This is a genomic window from Kitasatospora dryopteridis (assembly GCF_050749075.1).
GTDB lineage: Bacteria > Actinomycetota > Actinomycetes > Streptomycetales > Streptomycetaceae > Kitasatospora.
Genome location: NZ_CP192749.1, coordinates 2,266,354 through 2,285,129 on the forward strand (window position 1 = coordinate 2,266,354; position 18,776 = coordinate 2,285,129).

The 18,776-nt window shown below is 73.7% G+C and carries 20 protein-coding genes and 1 riboswitch; of the genes, 10 read left to right on the forward strand and 10 right to left on the reverse strand.

Features of this window, described 5'->3' with window-relative positions:
• Window positions 1-14: 14 nt before the first annotated feature.
• The 3 genes from thiE to ACQ614_RS10290 all read right to left on the reverse strand — a co-directional run bounded on the left by thiE (window position 15) and on the right by ACQ614_RS10290 (window position 2,283).
• Window positions 15-659, reverse strand: coding sequence for a thiamine phosphate synthase (gene thiE / locus ACQ614_RS10280; RefSeq protein ID WP_431678148.1), 645 nt, complete (start codon window positions 657-659; stop codon window positions 15-17).
• Complete coding sequence (locus ACQ614_RS10285) at window positions 659-1,024, reverse strand: Rv2175c family DNA-binding protein (RefSeq protein WP_431678149.1); 366 nt, start codon at window positions 1,022-1,024, stop codon at window positions 659-661. Before ACQ614_RS10285 ends, thiE begins: the two co-directional genes overlap by 1 nt.
• Before the next feature lie 113 nt (window positions 1,025-1,137).
• Window positions 1,138-2,283 carry an NAD(P)/FAD-dependent oxidoreductase gene (locus tag ACQ614_RS10290; RefSeq protein ID WP_431683882.1) on the reverse strand — a complete coding sequence of 382 codons (1,146 nt, stop codon included), beginning with the start codon at window positions 2,281-2,283 and terminating at the stop codon, window positions 1,138-1,140.
• A gap of 125 nt (window positions 2,284-2,408) precedes the next feature.
• Window positions 2,409-2,521, forward strand: a riboswitch (TPP riboswitch).
• Between ACQ614_RS10290 and thiO the strand changes: the two genes are divergently transcribed.
• From thiO to pknB, 4 genes are all read left to right on the forward strand, one after another.
• Window positions 2,516-3,670, forward strand: a complete 1,155-nt coding sequence (gene thiO, locus ACQ614_RS10295; protein WP_431678150.1) for a glycine oxidase ThiO — start codon at window positions 2,516-2,518, stop codon at window positions 3,668-3,670. Its footprint overlaps the riboswitch before it by 6 nt.
• A complete protein-coding gene (gene thiS / locus ACQ614_RS10300; RefSeq protein WP_363489371.1) occupies window positions 3,664-3,888 on the forward strand; it encodes a sulfur carrier protein ThiS in 225 nt (74 codons plus the stop codon). The genes thiO and thiS overlap by 7 nt, the downstream gene beginning before the upstream one ends.
• 2 nt (window positions 3,889-3,890) lie before the next feature.
• Window positions 3,891-4,688, forward strand: coding sequence for a thiazole synthase (locus ACQ614_RS10305; protein WP_431678151.1), 798 nt, complete (start codon window positions 3,891-3,893; stop codon window positions 4,686-4,688).
• Between the two features lie 125 nt (window positions 4,689-4,813).
• Complete coding sequence (gene pknB / locus ACQ614_RS10310; protein WP_431683883.1) at window positions 4,814-6,562, forward strand: Stk1 family PASTA domain-containing Ser/Thr kinase; 1,749 nt, start codon at window positions 4,814-4,816, stop codon at window positions 6,560-6,562.
• Between the two features lie 24 nt (window positions 6,563-6,586).
• Here the strand turns inward: pknB and ACQ614_RS10315 are convergent, their stop codons facing one another.
• A complete protein-coding gene (locus ACQ614_RS10315) occupies window positions 6,587-7,216 on the reverse strand; it encodes a sulfite oxidase-like oxidoreductase (protein ID WP_431678153.1) in 630 nt (209 codons plus the stop codon).
• Window positions 7,217-7,404: 188 nt separating this feature from the next.
• Here ACQ614_RS10315 and bfr point away from each other — a divergent pair, with 188 nt between their 5' ends.
• Window positions 7,405-7,884 carry a bacterioferritin gene (gene bfr, locus ACQ614_RS10320; protein WP_431678154.1) on the forward strand — a complete coding sequence of 160 codons (480 nt, stop codon included), beginning with the start codon at window positions 7,405-7,407 and terminating at the stop codon, window positions 7,882-7,884.
• A gap of 2 nt (window positions 7,885-7,886) precedes the next feature.
• Here bfr and ACQ614_RS10325 read toward each other — a convergent pair whose 3' ends face one another.
• Together ACQ614_RS10325 and ACQ614_RS10330 are read right to left on the reverse strand one after the other, a co-directional pair.
• A complete protein-coding gene (locus ACQ614_RS10325; RefSeq protein ID WP_363489363.1) occupies window positions 7,887-8,141 on the reverse strand; it encodes a (2Fe-2S)-binding protein in 255 nt (84 codons plus the stop codon).
• Window positions 8,142-8,302: 161 nt separating this feature from the next.
• Window positions 8,303-9,652, reverse strand: coding sequence for a class II 3-deoxy-7-phosphoheptulonate synthase (locus ACQ614_RS10330; protein WP_431678155.1), 1,350 nt, complete (start codon window positions 9,650-9,652; stop codon window positions 8,303-8,305).
• A 303-nt stretch (window positions 9,653-9,955) separates the two neighbouring features.
• Here ACQ614_RS10330 and ACQ614_RS10335 point away from each other — a divergent pair, with 303 nt between their 5' ends.
• A complete protein-coding gene (locus ACQ614_RS10335; protein ID WP_431678157.1) occupies window positions 9,956-11,893 on the forward strand; it encodes an anthranilate synthase family protein in 1,938 nt (645 codons plus the stop codon).
• A gap of 185 nt (window positions 11,894-12,078) precedes the next feature.
• On the forward strand, window positions 12,079-12,282 hold the full coding sequence (locus ACQ614_RS10340; protein WP_431678158.1) for a hypothetical protein: 204 nt from the start codon (window positions 12,079-12,081) through the stop codon (window positions 12,280-12,282).
• Between the two features lie 18 nt (window positions 12,283-12,300).
• Here ACQ614_RS10340 and ACQ614_RS10345 read toward each other — a convergent pair whose 3' ends face one another.
• From ACQ614_RS10345 to ACQ614_RS10355, 3 genes are all read right to left on the reverse strand, one after another.
• Window positions 12,301-12,963: a response regulator transcription factor gene (locus ACQ614_RS10345; protein ID WP_363489355.1), complete on the reverse strand. Its 663-nt coding sequence runs from the start codon at window positions 12,961-12,963 to the stop codon at window positions 12,301-12,303.
• Window positions 12,963-14,078: a MacS family sensor histidine kinase gene (gene macS, locus ACQ614_RS10350; protein ID WP_431683884.1), complete on the reverse strand. Its 1,116-nt coding sequence runs from the start codon at window positions 14,076-14,078 to the stop codon at window positions 12,963-12,965. The genes ACQ614_RS10345 and macS overlap by 1 nt, the downstream gene beginning before the upstream one ends.
• A gap of 124 nt (window positions 14,079-14,202) precedes the next feature.
• Window positions 14,203-15,060 (reverse strand): lysophospholipid acyltransferase family protein, encoded by an 858-nt coding sequence (locus ACQ614_RS10355; RefSeq protein WP_431683885.1) that lies wholly within the window; start codon window positions 15,058-15,060, stop codon window positions 14,203-14,205.
• A 280-nt stretch (window positions 15,061-15,340) separates the two neighbouring features.
• On the opposite strand from ACQ614_RS10355, the gene ACQ614_RS10360 reads away from it, so the two are divergent.
• The 3 genes from ACQ614_RS10360 to ACQ614_RS10370 all read left to right on the forward strand — a co-directional run bounded on the left by ACQ614_RS10360 (window position 15,341) and on the right by ACQ614_RS10370 (window position 17,780).
• Complete coding sequence (locus ACQ614_RS10360) at window positions 15,341-16,132, forward strand: alpha/beta hydrolase (RefSeq protein ID WP_431678160.1); 792 nt, start codon at window positions 15,341-15,343, stop codon at window positions 16,130-16,132.
• 10 nt (window positions 16,133-16,142) lie between these two features.
• Window positions 16,143-16,757: a hypothetical protein gene (locus ACQ614_RS10365; protein WP_431678162.1), complete on the forward strand. Its 615-nt coding sequence runs from the start codon at window positions 16,143-16,145 to the stop codon at window positions 16,755-16,757.
• Between the two features lie 84 nt (window positions 16,758-16,841).
• Window positions 16,842-17,780, forward strand: a complete 939-nt coding sequence (locus ACQ614_RS10370; RefSeq protein ID WP_431678163.1) for a DUF4352 domain-containing protein — start codon at window positions 16,842-16,844, stop codon at window positions 17,778-17,780.
• A 148-nt stretch (window positions 17,781-17,928) separates the two neighbouring features.
• Here the strand turns inward: ACQ614_RS10370 and ACQ614_RS10375 are convergent, their stop codons facing one another.
• Window positions 17,929-18,738: an endonuclease/exonuclease/phosphatase family protein gene (locus ACQ614_RS10375; protein WP_431678164.1), complete on the reverse strand. Its 810-nt coding sequence runs from the start codon at window positions 18,736-18,738 to the stop codon at window positions 17,929-17,931.
• Window positions 18,739-18,776: the final 38 nt, after the last annotated feature.

Consider the following 18,776-nt stretch of genomic DNA (forward strand, 5'->3'; position numbering starts at 1 on the left):
CCTGCGGGTTCCCCCTACTGCTCGCGGAGGCGGCGGGCCAGGGAGGCGGCTGCTGCGCCCGGGTCTTCGGCGGCGGTGATGGCGCGGACGACGACGATCCGCCGGGCGCCGGCCGCGAGGACCTCGTCGAGGTTGGTCCCGTCGATGCCGCCGATGGCGAACCACGGACGGTCCGTCACGGCCTTGGCCGCGTAGGAGACCAGGCCGAGGCCGGGTGCGGGCCGGCCGGGCTTGGTGGGGGTGGGCCAGACCGGGCCGGTGCAGAAGTAGTCGACGCCCGGTTCGGCGATCGCGGCGTCGACCTCCGCCTCGGCGTGGCAGGACCGTCCGATCACGACCCCTTCGCCGAGGATCGCGCGGGCGGCCGGCACCGGCAGGTCGTCCTGCCCGAGGTGCAGCACCTGCGGCCGTGCGGCGTGCGCGACGTCGGCCCGGTCGTTGACGGCGAAGAGCTTGCCGTGGCGGCGGGCGGCGTCGGCGAAGACCTCCAGGTACTCGAGTTCCTGGCGGGCCTCCAGACCCTTGTCGCGGAGCTGGACGATGTCCACGCCGCCCGCGAGCACCGCGTCGAGGAACTCGGGCAGGTCGCCCTGCTCGCGCCGGGCGTCGGTGCACAGGTACAGCCGGGCGTCCGCCGGGAGACCGCGCGGATCGGCCATCAGAGCGCCATCGCCTGGGCGCGGCGCTTGACCTCGGTGGCGCGGTTCTCGTGCAGGGCCTGGATGGGGCTGCCGGGCAGCGACGGGTCCTCGGTGAAGAGCCACTCGAGGATTTCCTCGTCGCTGAAGCCGGAGTCCCGCAGGACGGTCAGGGTGCCGATGAGGTGCTTCACCGGGCCGTCGGGGGTGATGAAGGCGGCGGGCACCTGCAGCGACTTGTTCTCCCCGCGGCGGACGGCCAGCAGGGTGTTGGACTTCACCATGTTGCGGACCTCGGTGACCTGCACCCCCCACAGCTCGGAGATGTCGGGCAGGTACATCCAGGCCGGGACCAGGGCGTCAATCTTGGGATCGATCTCACTCACGGCACCAGACTGCCACCTGCCGGGCCCCGTATGCACGCAGCACGCACCGGCCGCGGGCGACCGATGACGGATCGTGACCGGACGGCCGCCGGGTGTCGGGGCCGGGCGCCGGGTCAGACGGTCGCGGACTTGAGCTGCACCTCGGGGTCGGCCGCGCGGGCCGGGTCGAGCACGGTGCCCTTGTCGATGAGCCGCTTGGCCTGGTTGAGGTCGCGCGGCCGGTCGACGGCGAGCAGCGCGGTGAGGGCGCCGTCGCGCAGCCACAGCACGGACCAGGTGGGGTCGTCGGGCGTGCCGCGCCACAGGAGTTCGTCGGCGTCGCCGTGCCGCCCGGCGTACTGGACCATGCGGCCGAACTGCTCGGACCAGAAGTACGGCACCGGGTCGTACGCGGCGTCGGAGCCGAGCAGCGAGGCGGCGGCCGCGGCCCCGGAGTGCAGGGCGTGGTCCCAGTGCTGGACGGTGAGCCGGGTGCCGGAGCGGGCGGAGGGGTAGGAGACGCAGTCGCCGGCAGCCCAGACGCCGGGGGCGGTGGTGCGCAGCCGCTCGTCGGCGAGGACGGCGCCGTGCGTGTCGAGGGCGACGCCGGAGCCGGCCAGCCAGCCGGTGGCGGGGCGGGCGCCGATGCCGACGACGACGTGGTCGGCCGGGACGTGGCTGCCGTCGGCGAGCAGCAGGCCGCCGGGTTCGGCGGCGGCGACGCCGGTGCCGCAGCGCAGGTCGATGCCGGCGTCCGCGTACCAGCGGGCCATCAGCGTGCCGAGTTCGGCGGGCAGGGCGCCGGGCAGCGGGGCGGGCCCGGCCTCGACGACGGTGACGCGGCAGCCGAGCTGCCGGGCGACGGTGGCGGTCTCGGCGCCGATCCAGCCGGCGCCGACCAGGGCGATCCGGGTGCCGGGGGTGAGGTCGGCGCGCAGCGCGAGGGCGTCGTCGACGGTGCGCAGCAGCCGGGCGCCGGCCGCGCCGGGCAGTTCGACGGCCTCGGCGCCGGTGGCGACGACCAGGGCGTCGTGGTCGAGCGGGCCCGCGTCGGTGTGCAGGACGCCCGGTTCGAGGCCGGTGGCGCGGCGGCCGAGGAGCAGCTCGACGCCGAGGTCCTCCCAGTCGATGTCGAAGGCGGTGCCGTCGGTCTTGCCGAGCAGGACGTCCTTGGACAGCGGCGGCCGGTCGTAGGGGCGGTGCGGCTCGTCGCCGACCAGGGCCACCCGGCCGCCGAAGCCTCCCTGCCGCAGTGCGAGCGCGCACTGTGCGCCGGCCATGCCGGTGCCGACGACGACGACCCGGTCCGTGCTGTTCAGCTCTGCCACGGCGGCCACCCTATCGGCCGGGGTGTCCAGCCCGTGTACGCCCTTTCGGGGTGGGCGACACCCGGCGTTATGGTGGGTGCACACCACACGGGAGCCCGGTGCACCGGGCTGAGAGGCGGGCTGGAGCGGCCTGCGACCGTCCGAACCTGATCCGGGTCATGCCGGCGAAGGGAGAATCAGCGACGTGGCACGGTCCCATTCCGACGTGCTGGTGGTCGGCGGCGGCATCATCGGTCTCGGCGTCGCCTGGCGGGCGGCGCAGCGCGGCCTGTCGGTGGCGCTGGTCGATCCTGCCCCGGGCGGCGGTGCGGCGCAGGTCGCCGCGGGCATGCTGGCGCCGGTCACCGAGCTGCAGTACGGCGAGGAGCCGCTGCTGCGCCTGGGGATGGCGTCGAACGAGCGGTACGAGGCGTTCGCCGCCGAGCTGACCGAGGCGACGGGCCTGGACACCGGGTACCGGCGGACGGGCACGCTCGCGGTGGCGCTGGACGCGGACGACCGCGAGGAACTGCGCGAACTGCACGCCTTCCAGGGCCGGCTGGGCCTGGACTCGCAGTGGCTGACCGGCCGGGAGTGCCGCCGGCTGGAGCCGATGCTGGCTCCGGGCGTCCGGGGCGGGCTGCTGGTCACCGGGGACCACCAGGTCGACGGCCGGCGCCTGGCCCGCGCCCTGGTCGCGGCCTGCGAACGGGCCGGGGTGGTGCTGCACCGGGCGAACGCCGACGAGCTGCTGGTCGAGGACGGCCGGGCGGCGGGCGTGCGCACCGACGGCGGCGAGGAGCTCGCGGGCGACAGGGTGGTGCTGGCGGCGGGCTGCCGCAGCCACCTGCTGCCGGGCCTGCCGGAGGGTGTGCTGCCGCCGGTCAGGCCGGTGAAGGGCCAGGTGCTGCGGCTGCACGTGCCGCCGGCGTACCGGCCGTTCCTGTCGCGCAACGTGCGGGCGGTGGTCCGCGGGCAGCACATCTACCTGGTGCCGCGGGCGGACGGCGAGCTGGTGATCGGCGCGACCAGCGAGGAGCAGGGCTTCGACACCACGGTGACCGCCGGCGGGGTCTACGAACTGCTGCGCGACGCGCACGAGTTGGTGCCCGGCCTGACCGAGCTGCCGCTGGTGGAGACCGGTGCCGGGCTGCGCCCGGGCTCGCCCGACAACGCGCCGCTGCTCGGCCCGACCGCGCTGCCGGGGCTGGTCGCCGCCACCGGACACTACCGCAACGGGGTGCTGCTGACGCCGGTGACCGCCGACCTGCTCGGCGAGTACCTGGCCACCGGGAGCGTCCCCGAACTCGCCGCCCCCTTCTCCCCCGACCGTTTCCACTCGAAGGCCCTCGCATGCTGAACACCGAACCGGCGCCCGTCCCCCTGTCCGTCAACGGCGAGCCGCGCGAGCTGCCCGCGGGCACCACGCTGGCCCAGGTGGTGGCCGAGGTCAGCGCCGCGAACACCGGGGTGGCGGCCGCGGTCAACGAGGCCGTGGTGCCGCGCGGCGCCTGGCCGGCGACCGTGCTCGGCGCGGGCGACCGGGTGGAGATCCTCACCGCCGTCCAGGGAGGCTGACGATGGCCGACGACCTGCTCACCATCGCGGACACCACCTTCACCTCGCGCCTGATCATGGGCACCGGCGGCGCCCCCAGCCTGGACGTCCTGGAGCAGGCGCTGCAGGTCTCCGGCACCGAACTGACGACGGTGGCGATGCGCCGGGTCAACGCCTCGACGCAGGGTTCGGTGCTGGACGTCCTGGCCCGCAACGGGATCCGGGTGCTGCCCAACACGGCGGGCTGCTTCACCGCCGGGGAGGCCGTGCTGACCGCCCGTCTGGCCCGGGAGGCGCTCGGCACGGACTGGGTGAAGCTCGAAGTGATCGCGGACGAGCGGACGTTGCTCCCCGACCCGATCGAACTCCTGGACGCCGCCGAGACGCTGGTCGACGACGGCTTCACCGTGCTCCCGTACACCAATGACGACCCGGTGCTGGCGCGGAAGCTGGAGGACGTCGGCTGCGCGGCGATCATGCCGCTGGGCTCGCCGATCGGCTCGGGCCTCGGCATCCGCAACCCGCACAACTTCCAGCTGATCGTGGAGAGTGCGGGCGTGCCGGTGATCCTCGACGCCGGCGCGGGCACCGCCTCGGACGTGGCGCTGGCGATGGAACTCGGCTGCTCCGCGGTGATGCTGGCCTCGGCGGTGACGCGGGCTCAGGACCCGGTGCTGATGGCGGACGCCATGCGGCGGGCCGCGGAGGCCGGGCGCCTGGCCCACCGGGCGGGCCGCATCCCGCGCCGCTTCCACGCCGAGGCGTCCTCCCAGATGGCCGGCCGCGCCCACCTCGACACCCGCGAGCACCCGGCGTTCTAACGCCTCGGGGCGCCCCGCGCCCCTGGGGGCGCCACCCGCATGTCTCAACATCGGCACAACCCGGCCCGGGGCCGCGCCGTCCCGGGCCGAGGGTCACCTCTGCGTCCTACACTCCTCGGGTGGACATGACGCTCGACGACCCCCTGATCGGTGCCCTGCTCGACGGCCGGTACCGGGTGGATCGCCGCATTGCCGTCGGGGGCATGGCCACCGTGTACCGCGGCACGGACACCCGGCTGGACCGGGTCGTCGCGCTGAAGGTCATGCACCCCGCGCTGGCCGCCGACGGCGGCAACGAGTTCACCGGCCGGTTCATCCGCGAGGCGAAGGCGGTCGCCCGCCTCTCCCACCCGAACGTGGTGAACGTCTTCGACCAGGGCGCCGACGGCCGGGCGGTCTTCCTCGCGATGGAGTACGTGCCCGGGCGGACGCTGCGCGACCTGCTGCGCGACCGCGGGGCGCTGTCGGCGCGGGCCGCCCTGGACATCCTGGAGCCGGTGCTGGCCGCCCTGGGCGCCGCCCACCGGGCCGGCCTGGTGCACCGGGACGTCAAGCCGGAGAACGTGCTGATCACCGACGGCGGCATGGTCAAGGTCGCCGACTTCGGCCTGGTCCGCCTGCTGACCGGCACGGAGGGCGCGGGCGATGCCATCACCAGCACCACCTCCACCGGCACCGTGCTCGGCACCGTCTCCTACCTCGCCCCCGAGCAGATCCGCCAGGACGGCCCCACCGACCAGCGGGTCGACGTCTACGCGGCCGGCATCCTGCTGTACGAGATGCTGACCGGCGCCAAGCCGCACACCGGCGAGAACGCCATGCAGGTGATCTACCGGCACCTCAACGAGGACGTTCCGGCGCCCTCGCTGGCCGCGCCCGGCGTCGGCCGGGAGCTGGACGCCATAGTGGCCGCCGCGACCGCACGCGACCCGGAGGCCCGCCCCTGGGACGCCGTGGAGCTGCTGGCCGCGCTGCAGCGGGCCCGCCGCGCGCTCACCCCGGCCCAGCTGGACGCCGAGCCGCCGGCCTCCACCCGGCCGACCCCGCAGTACCCGACCGGCGAGATCACCGCGGTGGTCGACCGCCCGGTGGAGCGCACCAGCGTGCTGGACGTGCCCGCCGACCTGCTGACCCCGCCGCGCCCGTACGACGAGACGGTGCCGGCCCGCCCGGCGCGGGCACCGCGGCCGCCGCGCTCGCGCACCCCGCTGATCTGGGCCGCGGTGATCGCCGTGGTGCTGCTGCTGGTCGGCGGGGCGACGTACCTGCTCTCGGACGGGCTGTACACGACGGTGCCGAGCGTGCTCGGGCAGACCGAGGCGCAGGCGGTGTCGACCCTGGACGGGGCGGGGCTGCGCGGCACGTTCAGCCAGCAGTTCAGCGAGACCGTCAAGGCCGGGCAGGTGATCTCCACCGATCCCGGGGTGGGTGCCCGCGCTCGCAAGAGCGATCCGGTGAAGGTGGTGCTCTCCAAGGGTCCCGACCGGGTGCCGGTGCCGTCCGTGGAGGGTCTGCCGGTGGAGCGGGCCCGCAAGGCGCTCACCGATGCCCGGCTGACCCCGGGGACGACCCGCGAGGAGTTCGACGACGACGTGCCCGAGGGTGCGGTGATCAGCGCGGAGCCGGGCGCCGGCACCTCCGTCAGCCCGAACACCCCGGTCTCGCTGGTGGTCAGCAAGGGCATGGCGCCCGTCCCTGACGTGGTCGGCCTGAGCAAGGACGACGCTGCCAAGGCGCTCACCGAGGCCGGCTTCAAGGTGCAGACCACCGGGCTGAACCTGTTCGGCACCGGCAAGGTCTCCGGGCAGACCCCCAAGGCGGGCACCCCCCGCCCCCAGGGCAGCACCGTGGTGATCAGCTTCGGCCTGTTCTAGGCGCCCCGGGCGCCCCCTGACGGGTTACCGCAGGGGCCCGTCGCCCGGCTTCTCCTGGTAGGAGTACCGCTGCTCGACCCACGGGTCGGCGAGGTTGTGGTAGCCGCGCTCCTCCCAGAAGCCGCGGCGGTCGGCCCGCATGTACTCGACCGCCCGCACCCATTTGGGGCCCTTCCAGGCGTACAGGTGCGGCACCACGAGGCGGACGGGGAAGCCGTGCTCGACGGTGAGCGGCTCGCCGTTGCGGTGGGTGGCGAAGACGGTCTGCGGGTCGGTGAAGTCGGCGAGCCTGAGGTTGGCGCTGTAGCCGTACTCCGCCCACACCATGACGTGGGTGACGCCGGGGGCGGGCGGCACCAGGTCGACGACGGTCTTGGCGGCGACGCCGCCCCACTCGTTGCCGAGCATGGAGAAACGGGTGACGCAGTGCATGTCGCCGCGCACGGTCACCCGCGGCAGTGCGTGGAAGCCCTCGAAGTCCCAGGTGTGCTTCTCGGCCGAGGCGGTCGCCCCGAACACCTGGAAGTCCCAGCTCTGCGGCTTGAAGCGGGGCACCGGGCCGTAGTGCAGCACCGGCCAGCCGCGCTGGAGGCGCTGGCCGGGCGGGAGTCTCGGGTCGGCCGGCTGCGCCGGTTCCGGTTCGTGCTGACCCATGACTCCATGGTCGCAGACGGCGGGCGATGTGCGTTGCGCGCCCCTCGTGCACGCCCCTCCACGAAATCCGACCATCGGCAAATCGGACAATGCGCCACAGAGTCGGGTAAGTGTGAACTTACTGGAAACACCACCCGTTCCGGTGCCACGATGCGGGCAAGCGACGGACGGCTACAGGAAGGCACGCCATGCAGGGCGACCCCGAGGTCATCGAGTTCCTCAACGAGCAGCTCACCGCCGAGTTGACCGCCATCAACCAGTACTTCCTGCACGCCAAGATGCAGGAGAACAACGGCTGGACGAAGCTCGCCGCCTACACCCGGCACGAGTCCTTCGACGAGATGAAGCACGCCGAGACGCTGACCGACCGGATCCTCTTCCTGGACGGCCTGCCCAACTACCAGCGGCTCTTCCACGTCCGGATCGGCCAGACGGTCAAGGAGATGTTCGAGGCCGACCGCCAGGTCGAGGTCGAGGCGATCGACCGGCTGCGCCGCGGCATCGTCGTGATGCGGGCCAAGAACGACGTCACCTCGGCCAACATCTTCGAGGCGATCCTCGCCGACGAGGAGCACCACATCGACTACCTGGACACGCAGCTGGAGCTGCTGGAGAAGCTCGGCGAGTCGCTCTACCTGGCGACGCTCGTCGAACAGCCGGAGGGCTGAGCTCAGGCGGCTTCGAGACCGCGCTCGGGCGAGGTCTCAGCTGCGGGATCGGCCAGCCCCAACTTGGCGGCCAGCCTGGCCGTCGGGCACGGGCGGGCACCGTGCTCACCGAGCAGGGCCTGGATGCGGCGGACGCAGGAGCCGCAGTCGGTGCCGGCCTTGCAGCCCTTGGCTATCTGGCGCGGGGTGACGGCGCCGCCGTCGATCTCCTGCTTCACCTGGGCCTCAGTGACCGCATGGCACATGCACACGTACATCGGCGGTTCTCCCGGGCTGGTGTTCGTTGATCGGCAAGGCTCGCCTTACCTCGCTAAGCCTTACCTTACCCAAGGTACCCGCAAAGCAAAGCCCCTCCGCTCCCGGTGGCCCGGAAAGCGGAGGGGCGTTTGTCACATTGCGATCATCGCGGGCGCCGGCCTCACTGGCTGCGGTACATCTCCGCGACCAGGAAGGCCAGGTCCAGCGACTGGCTGCGGTTGAGCCGCGGGTCGCAGGCCGTCTCGTAGCGCTGGTGCAGGTCGTCGACGAGGACCTCGTCGCCGCCGCCCACGCACTCGGTGACGTCGTCACCGGTGAGCTCGACGTGGATGCCGCCCGGGTGGGTGCCCAGCGCGCGGTGCACCTCGAAGAAGCCCTTGACCTCGTCGAGCACGTCGTCGAAGCGGCGGGTCTTGTGGCCGGTCTCGGCCTCGAAGGTGTTGCCGTGCATCGGGTCGCAGATCCACACCGGCTGGGCGCCGGAGGCGGTGACCTTCTCGACCAGGGCGGGCAGGTGCTCGCGGATCTTGCCCGCACCCATCCGGGTGATGAAGGTCAGCCGGCCCGGCTCGCGGTCCGGGTCGAGCCGGTCGATCAGGGTGAGCGCCTCGTCGACCGTGGTGGTCGGGCCGAGCTTCACACCGATCGGGTTGCGGATCTTGGACGCGAACTCGATGTGCGCGTGGTCAAGCTGACGGGTGCGCTCGCCGATCCAGACCATGTGGCCGGAGACGTCGTACAGGTCGCCGGTGCGCGAGTCGGTGCGGGTCAGCGCCGTCTCGTAGTCCAGGATCAGCGCCTCGTGCGAGGAGTAGAACTCGACCGTCTTGAACTCCTCCGGGGCCACCCCGCAGGCGTTCATGAAGGCGAGCGCGTTGTCGATCTCGCGGGCGAGCTGCTCGTAGCGCTGGCCGGACGGCGAGTTGCGCACGAAGTCCTGGTTCCAGGCGTGCACCTGGCGCAGGTCGGCGTAACCACCGGTGGTGAAGGCGCGCACCAGGTTGAGCGTCGCGGCGGAGGCGTTGTACATCCGCTTGAGGCGCTCCGGGTCCGGGATGCGCGACTCCGGGGTGAACTCGAAGCCGTTGACCGAGTCTCCGCGGTACACCGGCAGGGTCACGCCGTCCCGGGTCTCGGTCGACTTCGAGCGCGGCTTGGAGTACTGGCCGGCGATGCGCCCGACCTTGACGACCGGCACGGAGGCGGCGTACGTCAGCACGGCCGCCATCTGCAGCAGGGTCTTCAGCTTGTTGCGGATCTGCTCGGCCGACACGCCGTCGAAGGCCTCGGCGCAGTCACCGCCCTGCAGCAGGAATGCCTCTCCGCGCGCGACGGCACCGAGCCGGGCGCGCAGCTGGTCGCACTCGCCGGCGAAGACGAGCGGCGGATACGAGGCGAGGTCCGCAAGGGTCTTGCGCAGTGCCTCGTGGTCCGGCCATTCGGGCTGCTGCGCCGCGGGCAGGGACTGCCAGGAGAAGGCAGCCCCGTTTGTCTCAGTTGTCACGGTCACGAGGCCAAGGCTACGGGTTGTGACAAGCGAATTGTGCCCGCCGCCCGATGGGTGAGACGGGTGATGGACATTTCGGTGAGCGACTTCACACCGCCGGAGCATCCGCTACGCTCGTCCCCGTGACCGCGCCGCACACCTTCTCCTGGTGGTGGGCCAGCCCGATGGGCGGCCCACAGCTCGCGCGTCCCTGAGACGACACGACGGCCGCCCTTCGGGGCGGCCGTCTGCGTGTTCCGAGGAGCAGGCGGCCCTCCCGCGAAGAGCGACCAGCCACCGCCCGCCTCCCGGAAGGAACGCCGCACCGTGACCAGCCCCGCCGAACTGCTCGCCCGCCTCACCGCCCCCGGCGCCCCCGCGTTCGCCCTGCTGCACCGCCGCGCCCCGCGGCTCGCCCCGGACACCCTCGAGGTCCTGGTCGGCACGGTCGGCGTCCACGACACCCTCGCCGAACTGCCGGTGCGCAGCGGTGTCCCCGCCGACGGCCCCCGGCACGACCTGCTCGCCCTGGTCCCGTACCGGCAGATCCGCGAGCGCGGCTTCGACGCCCACGACGACGGCACCCCGCTGCAGGCGCTCGCCGTCGAGGAGCAGTACGCCTTCCGGCTGGAGGAGCTGCTGCCCGCCCTGCCGGAGCGCCCGGTGCGCCTGGGCGGCGGCGCCTTCGACATCGGGGACGAGGAGTACGCCGGGATCGTCCGCCGGGTCATCGAGGACGAGATCGGCCGCGGCGAGGGGGCGAACTTCGTCGTCCGCCGGGACTTCCACGGCCGGCTGGAGGGCTTCGACACCGCCCTCGCGCTCACCCTGTTCCGGCGGTTGCTGGAGCAGGAGCGCGGCGCGTACTGGACCTTCCTGGTGCACACCGGGGAGAGGGTCCTGGTCGGCGCGTCGCCGGAGGTGCACGTGCGGCAGTCCGGCGGCACCGTCGTGATGAACCCCATCTCCGGCACCTACCGCCACCCGGCCGGCGGGCCGACCGTCGACTCGCTGCTGGAGTTCCTGCACGACCCCAAGGAGCTGGAGGAGCTCACCATGGTGGTCGACGAGGAGCTCAAGATGATGTGCACCGTCGGCGACCTCGGCGGCCAGGTGCTCGGCCCGCGCCTCAAGGAGATGGCCCACCTCACCCACACCGAGTACGAGCTGCGCGGGCGCACCTCGCTGGACGTCCGCGAGGTGCTGAAGGAGACCATGTTCGCGGCGACCGTCACCGGCAGCCCGGTGCAGAACGCCACCCGGGTCATCCGCCGCTACGAGGCGACCGGCCGCGGCTACTACTCCGGCGCACTGGCCCTGATCGGCCGCTCCGCCAGCGGCGGGCAGCAGCTCGACTCCCCCATCTGCATCCGCACCGCCGACATCGACCCGGCCACCGGCGAGCTGGTGGTACGAGTCGGCGCCACCCTGGTGCGGCACTCCGACCCGCACTCCGAGGTCGCCGAGACGCATGCCAAGGCGGCCGGGGTGCTCACCGCGATCGGCGCCCGGCCCGCGCCGCCGAGGACGACCGCCCGCAGCGGCGGGCCGCGGCTGGCCGACGACCACCGGGTGCAGGCCGCCCTGGACGCCCGCCGGGCCGGCCTCGCACCGTTCTGGCTGCGGATGCAGCAGCCGGCGCCGGCCGCCGAGGGGCTCGACACCCTGGTGGTCGACGGCGAGGACACCTTCACCTCGATGCTGGCCCACCTGCTGACCTCGCTCGGCCACCGGGTCACCGTGCTGCGCTACGACACGCCCGGGCTGCGCGAGCGGGTCGCCGCCCACACCGGTGCGCTGGTGCTCGGCCCCGGCCCCGGCGACCCGGCGGACGCCGCCGACCCCAAGATGGCCGTGCTCCGCCCGGTCGTCGCCGACGCCCTGGCCGCCGTACGGGCCGGCACCCGCACCGCGCCGCTGCTGGCCGTCTGCCTCAGCCACCAGCTGCTCAGTGCCGAGCTCGGCCTGCCGCTGGCCCGCAAGGCCGTGCCGTACCAGGGCGCCCAGGAGACCGTCGACCTGTTCGGCACCCGCCGCACGGTCGGCTTCTACAACACGTTCACCGCCCGCTGCGACGACGCCGCCGCCGAACGGCTCGCCGCCGAGGGCGTCGAGGTCGCCCGCGACACCCTCACCGGGGACGTCCACGCCCTGCGCGGACCGGGCTTCGCCGCCCTGCAGTTCCACCCCGAGTCGGTGCTCACCCGCGAGGGCGTGGACATCGTCGCCGGCCTGCTGCACACCGCGGCCGCCGTCCGGGGCTGACCGGCCGTACGTCCGGCCAAGACCTACTCGGGGGCGTGTGGAGCCCCGCCATGCCGACACACCGTTGCCGGGACGAGCGGGGAACTGCTGACTGCACAGGGGCCACCACTGGGGGCGCGGGGAACTGCGCGAATCGGAAGTGACGGCGCTGTACTTCCGTCCCGCGCAGTTCCCCGCGCCCCTGGGTGGCCCGGTCCACTCAGGGGCCCGGCACTTCGGCAACAAAGGCCCGGCTCAGCGACCTGCAGGACGTCCCGGCCGAGGGCCGGCAGGCCTGCTGGCAGTCCGTCAGGAGACGCCTCTACGTTCGGGAGCCGCCCGGCCACGAGGCGCACGAGTACGTCTCGGCGGACGGCCTCGTCCTGCTCTGCGTGACCGAGTACTGCTGAGCGGCCGCGGCCGGGCCGCTACAGCTCGTCGTCCAGGCCCTGCTCGATGGCGTAGCGGACGAGTTCGACCCGGTTGTGCAGCTGGAGCTTGCCGAGGGTGTTCTGCACATGGTTCTGCACCGTGCGGTGCGAGAGCACCAGGCGGTCGGCGATCTGCCGGTACGACAGGCCCTTGGCGACCAGCCGCAGCACCTCGGTCTCCCGGGCGGTGAGCTGCGGGGCGGCGGGGGCCGCGGCCGGGGCGGGCTCGGTGGCCAGCCGGCGGAACTCGCCGAGGACGAGGCCGGCCAGGCCGGGGGTGAAGACCGGGTCGCCGAGCGCGGTGCGGCGGACGGCGTCGATGAGCTCCTCGCGGCCCGCGGACTTCACCAGGTAGCCGGTGGCGCCGGACTTCACGGCCTCCAGCACGTCGGCGTGCTCGCCGCTGGCGGAGAGCACCAGCACCCGGGCGGTGGGGTCGTGGGTGACGATCCGGCGGCAGACCTCGACGCCGGGCAGGGCGGGCAGGTTGAGGTCGAGGACGACGACCTGCGGGGTGGTGGCCAGGGCGCGGCGGACGGCCTCCTCGCCGTCGCCGGCGGTGGCGACGACGGCGAAGCCCGCGTCGGCGAGGTCCCGGGAGACGGCGTCCCGCCACATCGGGTGGTCGTCCACGACCATGACCCGCACCTGATCCGACATCACTGCCCCTTCCTGGGCACCCGCATCTCCACCTCGGCGCCCTCGCCGGGCACCGAGTACAGCTCGGCCGTGCCGCCGAGGTCGCGCAGCCGTCCGCGGATGGACTGCGAGACGCCGAGGCGGCCGGCCTGCTCCGCCTCGCCGAGCCGGTCGGCGGCGAAGCCCGCACCGTCGTCGCGGACGGAGACGGTGACGGCGTCGGGCTCGTCCTCGACGAGGATCCAGGCCCGGGCGTTCTCCCCCGCGTGCCGGCGGACGTTGTCGACGGCGGCGCCGACCGCGGCGGCGAGTTCGGCGGCGGCGTGCGCGGGCAGCAGGACGGGGGTGCCGGGGGCGGAGACGGTGATCCGGTCGTCGGCGTGGACGCCGACCAGCTGCCGGAGGTCCTGCTCGGCGGGAGCCCGCCCGCCGGCCGCCTGGGCGGGCAGCGGGCCGCCGGCCATCAGGGCCCGCAGGGCGCGCTCCTGCTCCCCGGCCAGCCGGCCGAGGTCACCGAGGTCGCCCTCGCGGCGCTGGACGAGCGCGAGCACCTGGAGCACCCCGTCGTGGATGTCGCGGGAGAGCCGCTCGCGCTCCCGGGTGGCGGCCTCGACCTGGAGTGCCCGGGTGAGCACCGCCTCGCTGGTGCGGGCGAGTTCGATGACGTAGCCGATGGCGCAGCCGGCCACCATCAGCAGCACGATGTTGTGGATGTTGTCCGGGGTGATGCCGCCGTGGCCGAGGATGTTGGCGAGGCCGATCACGGTGGCCGCGAAGGCGGCGGGCTTCCAGCCGCCCTTGCCGGCGAAGCCCAGCACGGTGCCGGCCGCCCAGATGGTGGGCAGGGTGGGGGCGCCGCCGTGGATGCGCTCCGGATTGTCGATGATCCCGCTCATCACGATGCCGGTGACGGCGAACGCGAGGTCGGTGCCGAGCACGTACCAGGTGCAGCGCTGGGGGCCGGCGAAGGCCCGGGAGCTGGCGAGCGTCCACAGGGTGAGCGCGCCGAGGTAGATCCAGCCGGAGACCGGGTGGAGGAAGTCGTGGAAGGAGTTGATGTAGCGCAGGATCGCGTAGGCCAGGGCGAGCACCCGGAAGTAGCCGATCGCCCGCCACAGCGGCAGTTCGACGGACATGCCGCCGGCGGTCAGCGCGCTCGCCCGCTGCGGCGCGGCCGCGACCGCGACGGTGCCGGCCGGGCGCGTCGCGAGCCCGGCTCTGTGGTCCTCCGCCATGTACGTCCCCCCGACCCTGCCGGTGCTACTCCGGCTTGTCCTGCGTCTCCTGCCGGCCCTGCTCCTGCTCCGCCTGCCCCGAACGAGCGGCCTCCTCGCGGGCTGCCTCCTCCTTGGCGGCCTCCTCGCGGGCGGCCTCCTCCTTGGCGGCCTTCTCCGCGGCCTTCTCGGCCTTCTGCGCGGCCCGGCGCTCGGCGTCGGCGCGCTTCTTGTCCTCGGTGATCTGGCGCTTGGCGGCGGTGGCGTAGATGTCCACGTACTCCTGGCCGGAGAGCCGCATGATCTCGTACATCACCTCGTCGGTGACCGAGCGGAGGATGAAGCGGTCGTTCTCCATGCCGTGGTAGCGGGAGAAGTCCAGCGGGCGGCCGATCCGGATGCCGGGGCGGATGCCGAAGTTGGGGACGACCTGGCCGGGCGGCTGCACCTTCTCGGTGTCGATCATCGCGACCGGGATGACCGGGGCGCCGGTCTGCAGCGCGACGCGGGCGAGGCCGCCGACCTTGCCGCGGTAGAGCTTGCCGTCGGGCGAGCGGGTGCCCTCCGGGTAGACGCCGAACAGCTCGCCGCGCTCCAGCACCGCGACGGCGCTGCGGATGGCGGCCTCGCCGGCGCCGCGGACGCCGGACCGGTCCACCGGCAGCTGGCCGACGCCCTTGAAGAAGGCGGCGGTCAGCTTGCCCTTGAGGCCGGGGGTGTTGAAGTACTCGGCCTTGGCGATGAAGGTGATCCGGCGCTTGATCAGCGCGGGGAAGAAGAAGGAGTCCGAGAAGGACAGGTGGTTGCTCGCGATGATCGCGGCACCCTCGTCGGGGATGTTCTCCGCGCCCTCGATCCACGGCCGGAAGAAGATCCGCAGCAACGGCGCGACGATCATCTTCATCAGTCGGTAGAACAACCCGGGCCTCCTGTTGTGCGGACCGGTCGATCCTAATGCCCGCAGGCGCGCCCGTGTGCACCGGCAGGCCCGTGAAGCGGCGGGTGCTGCCCTGTACGGGCCGCCGTGCGCGTGGGACGATGCCGCTCCGGGTACCGGCGGGTAGCGCGGCGCTGCGCACGCCGTCCGTCCCGATGCACCTCACGTACCCCACGCACATCCTGCACCTCCCGCACCTCACCCATTCCCGTCACCCGGGCACTTCGAGCGAAGGAGCACCCCGACGATGCCGCTGCTGCCGGGCGCAGAACCGTTTCACCACGAGGGCGGGCCGGTCGGCGTGCTGCTCGTCCACGGCTTCACCGGCTCCCCGAAGTCGATGCGCCCGTGGGCCGACCACCTGGCCGCCGCCGGGCTGACCGTCGCCCTGCCGCTGCTGCCCGGCCACGGCACCCGCTGGCAGGACATGCAGCAGACCCGCTGGGAGGACTGGTACGCCGAGGCCGACCGCGAACTGCGGGCCCTCGCCGAGCGCTGCGAGCAGGTCTTCGTCTGCGCCCTCTCCATGGGCGGCGCACTCGCCCTGCGCCTCGCCGCCCGGCACGGCGACGCGATCTCCGGCCTGGTCCTGGTCAACCCCTCCGTCCGCTCCGACAACCCGGCCAGCGTCCTGCTGCCCGCCCTGCGGCACGTGGTGCCGAGCCTGCCCGGCATCACCGACGACATCGCCCTGGAGGGCGCCACCGAGGGCGGCTACGACCGGACCCCGCTGCACGCCGCCTGGTCGCTGTCCCGGCTGTGGAAGACCGTCCGGGCCGAACTGCCCGCCGTACGGCAGCCGCTGCTGCTGCTCCGCAGCCCCGGGGACCACGTGGTCTCACCGGCCAACTCGGAACTGGTGCTCGCCCGGATATCCTCGACCGACGTGACGGAGAAACTGTGCGAGCGCAGTTTCCACGTCGCCACGCTGGACCACGACGCCGGGATGATCTTCGAGGAGAGCCTCGAGTTCGTCCGGCGGCTGGCACCGGCAGCGAAGACCGATGCGACGACCGATGCCGAGCACCACCTGGGCTGAAGGGCCGGTAGTGAACGAGACCAGCAAGGCGGGCGGCGACGAGGAGCTGCCCGAGGACGGCGCCGTCGAGCGCGAACCGGCCGAGGAGACCGCCGGCCCCGAGGCGCCCGCCCGGCGTCCCGCGGCCGGCAGCCAGGCCGAACAGGACGCGATCTTCGCCGCCCTGGTCGCACAGTTCGACGACCCCGTCGACCTGACCAACCCGGACTGGCCCGAGATCGAGAACCTCCGTGCCAAGGAGACTTCCTCCGGCACCGACTCCCTGGACGACTTCGCCCCGCAGCCGCGCCCGCGACCCCGGCCGACCACCCCCGAGCAGGTCGCGGGGCCGGTCTCCGGCCCGCGCGACTTCGAGCTGCAGGAGGACCCGGACGAGGGCCACTTCGTGCCGCCGGAGCCCCCGCCGCTCCCGAAGGCCGACACCACCGCCAAGTTCGCCTGGCTCGCCGTCCTCGGCGGCCCGGCCCTGCTGCTCCTCGACGCCGTCGTCTGGCGCGAGATCGCCGGCTGGCCGGCCTGGGTCGGCATCACCGCCTTCCTCGGCGGCTTCGTCACCCTCGTCGCCCGGATGAAGGACAAGGACGACGACGAGCCGGACGACCCGATGGGCGGCGCCGTCGTCTGAGCCCGCCGCCCTGCCCGGGCGGCCTCCGCCCGGGCACCGGCGGGCCCCCGCCCGTAGCCTGGAAAGGCGGCGGAAGGCAGCGGCATGTTACGGATCGGCGTCCCCGCGGCCGCGGCAGTGCTGGTGGCACTGGCCGCGGGCTGCGGCGGCCACACGGTGGTCACCTCCCCGACCGGCAGCGCCCCGGCGAGCAGCCCGGCGGCGGCGGCCCGGTCGGCGCAGGTCGGGGACACACTGGAGCTCGCGGGGAACGGGCAGGGCGCCAAGGTGGCCGTCACGGTGACCTCGGTGGTCGACCCGGCCGCCGGCGCGAACGCCATCTCCACCGCCGAGGCGGGCAAGCGGCTGGTCGGCGTGCAGTTCCGGCTCCACAACGTCGGCTATGCCGGCTACGCGGACTCCCCGTCGAACGGCGCCACCGTGATCGACGACCAGGGACAGCGCTTCAGTGCCGACGTCACCAAGGAGGTCACCGCGGGGCAGCCCTTCCCGGCCACGATGCGCATCGCCCCGGGCGACACCGCGCTCGGCTACCTCGCCTTCGAACTGCCCGCGGCCTCCCGCCCGGCCGAGGTGCAGTTCACCCTGGACTCCGGCTTCGCCGACCGGACCGGGCAGTGGACGGTGCCGGCCGCGGCCACGGCGGCGCCGACTGCGGCGCCGACCCCGACCCCGACCGCGGCCCCGACCGCGACTGCAACCAGGACGGTCACCGTGCCGCCGAGTGCCCGGGCCGCCACCACCGGCTCGCCGCGGCAGGTGGTCGAGCAGTACTACGCCGCGCTCAACGCCCGTGACTACGCCCGCGCCTGGGCCCTCGGCGGGCACAACCTCTCCCCCACGTACCGGCAGTTCGTGGACGGCTTCGCCACCACGGCCGCCGACAGCCTCACGGTCGTCGGCGTCCGCGGCGACACCGTCGCCGTCCACCTGGACGCCCTGCAGACCGACGGCACCCACCGCCACTACGCGGGCACCTACACCGTCCGCAACGGCGAGATCGTCGCCGCCTCGATCAGCTGATCCGCGGGTGGCTGTCGCCGTGGGCAGTCGGCTGCCCACGATGGGCGCGGGGGGAACTGCGCGGCTCGGGAGGAACGGTGCCGCACGCCGGGACCGGGCGGTACACCGTCGCGGTCGAGGACGCCTCGCAGGGGCACCGCCCCGATGGTCAGCCCGCTGCGGGGATGCGGACCACCGCCAGGACCGGCAGGTGGTCGGTCGCCGCCAGCAGGTCGGCCGGTGAGACGCCGGGCAGGCCGTGCGGTACCCCGCAGGCCAGCACCTCGACGCCCGGGGTGGCGAAGACCGCGTCGATCCGCTGGTACGGGTCGTCCGGCACGGAGGTGTGGGTGCCGCCCCAGGGGGCGACGGTGTGGGCGTCCTGGTAGCGGGCGGCCAGGCTCCGCCAGCCCGGGCCGTCCGGGTGCTCGTTGAAGTCGCCCGCGATCAGGCCGGGCTCGCCGGGGTCGAACTGGCCGGGCAGCAGCTCGAACTGGCGCAGCCGCTCGGCGGGGTCGAGCGAGAGGTGGCAGCTGGTCACCGCGAACGGCGCCGAACCGCCGATCCTCAGCAGGGCGGTGGCGAAGCCGCGGGCGTGCAGTCCGCGGGTCTTGGGCAGCAGCCGGTCGCGGACGGCCAGGACGTCCACCTTGAGGCGGCCGAGCAGCAGTGGACCGGCGGCGATCCGGCCGCCGCCGGAGAGGATGACGTTGCCGGTGCGGCGGGCCAGCCAGGCGGCCTGCTTCTCCGGTTTCCAGTAGCGCGGCGACTCCTGGATGCAGACCACGTCGGGCTCGCAGGCGCGCACCACCCGCACGAGCGCCTCCCGGTCGTCGCGCAGCGAGCGGATGTTGTAGCTGAGCAGGCGGACCCGCTGGGCGCCGTCCGGCTCCGCACCGGAGGAAGGGAGCTCCGGCAGGTCGTCCTCGCGCGCGGGCGGCACTGGTCCGGGGGCGGCGGGCGGCTGCTCGACGGGCATGGCGGCCATGCTAGGCCGCCGCAGCGGGGACACGCCGG

What these genes read in the sequence shown, in the direction of transcription:
- thiE (WP_431678148.1), bottom strand. Translation starts at nt 659, where the DNA reads ATGGCCGATCCGCGCGGTCTCCCGGCGGACGCCCGGCTGTACCTGTGC.
- ACQ614_RS10290 (WP_431683882.1), bottom strand. Translation starts at nt 2,283, where the DNA reads ATGGCCGGCGCACAGTGCGCGCTCGCACTGCGGCAGGGAGGCTTCGGC.
- thiS (WP_363489371.1), top strand. Translation starts at nt 3,664, where the DNA reads ATGCTGAACACCGAACCGGCGCCCGTCCCCCTGTCCGTCAACGGCGAG.
- ACQ614_RS10305 (WP_431678151.1), top strand. Translation starts at nt 3,891, where the DNA reads ATGGCCGACGACCTGCTCACCATCGCGGACACCACCTTCACCTCGCGC.
- pknB (WP_431683883.1), top strand. Translation starts at nt 4,814, where the DNA reads ATGACGCTCGACGACCCCCTGATCGGTGCCCTGCTCGACGGCCGGTAC.
- ACQ614_RS10315 (WP_431678153.1), bottom strand. Translation starts at nt 7,216, where the DNA reads ATGGGTCAGCACGAACCGGAACCGGCGCAGCCGGCCGACCCGAGACTC.
- bfr (WP_431678154.1), top strand. Translation starts at nt 7,405, where the DNA reads ATGCAGGGCGACCCCGAGGTCATCGAGTTCCTCAACGAGCAGCTCACC.
- ACQ614_RS10325 (WP_363489363.1), bottom strand. Translation starts at nt 8,141, where the DNA reads ATGTACGTGTGCATGTGCCATGCGGTCACTGAGGCCCAGGTGAAGCAG.
- ACQ614_RS10345 (WP_363489355.1), bottom strand. Translation starts at nt 12,963, where the DNA reads ATGTCGGATCAGGTGCGGGTCATGGTCGTGGACGACCACCCGATGTGG.
- macS (WP_431683884.1), bottom strand. Translation starts at nt 14,078, where the DNA reads ATGTCCGTCGAACTGCCGCTGTGGCGGGCGATCGGCTACTTCCGGGTG.
- ACQ614_RS10355 (WP_431683885.1), bottom strand. Translation starts at nt 15,060, where the DNA reads ATGAAGATGATCGTCGCGCCGTTGCTGCGGATCTTCTTCCGGCCGTGG.
- ACQ614_RS10360 (WP_431678160.1), top strand. Translation starts at nt 15,341, where the DNA reads ATGCCGCTGCTGCCGGGCGCAGAACCGTTTCACCACGAGGGCGGGCCG.
- ACQ614_RS10370 (WP_431678163.1), top strand. Translation starts at nt 16,842, where the DNA reads ATGTTACGGATCGGCGTCCCCGCGGCCGCGGCAGTGCTGGTGGCACTG.
- ACQ614_RS10375 (WP_431678164.1), bottom strand. Translation starts at nt 18,738, where the DNA reads ATGCCCGTCGAGCAGCCGCCCGCCGCCCCCGGACCAGTGCCGCCCGCG.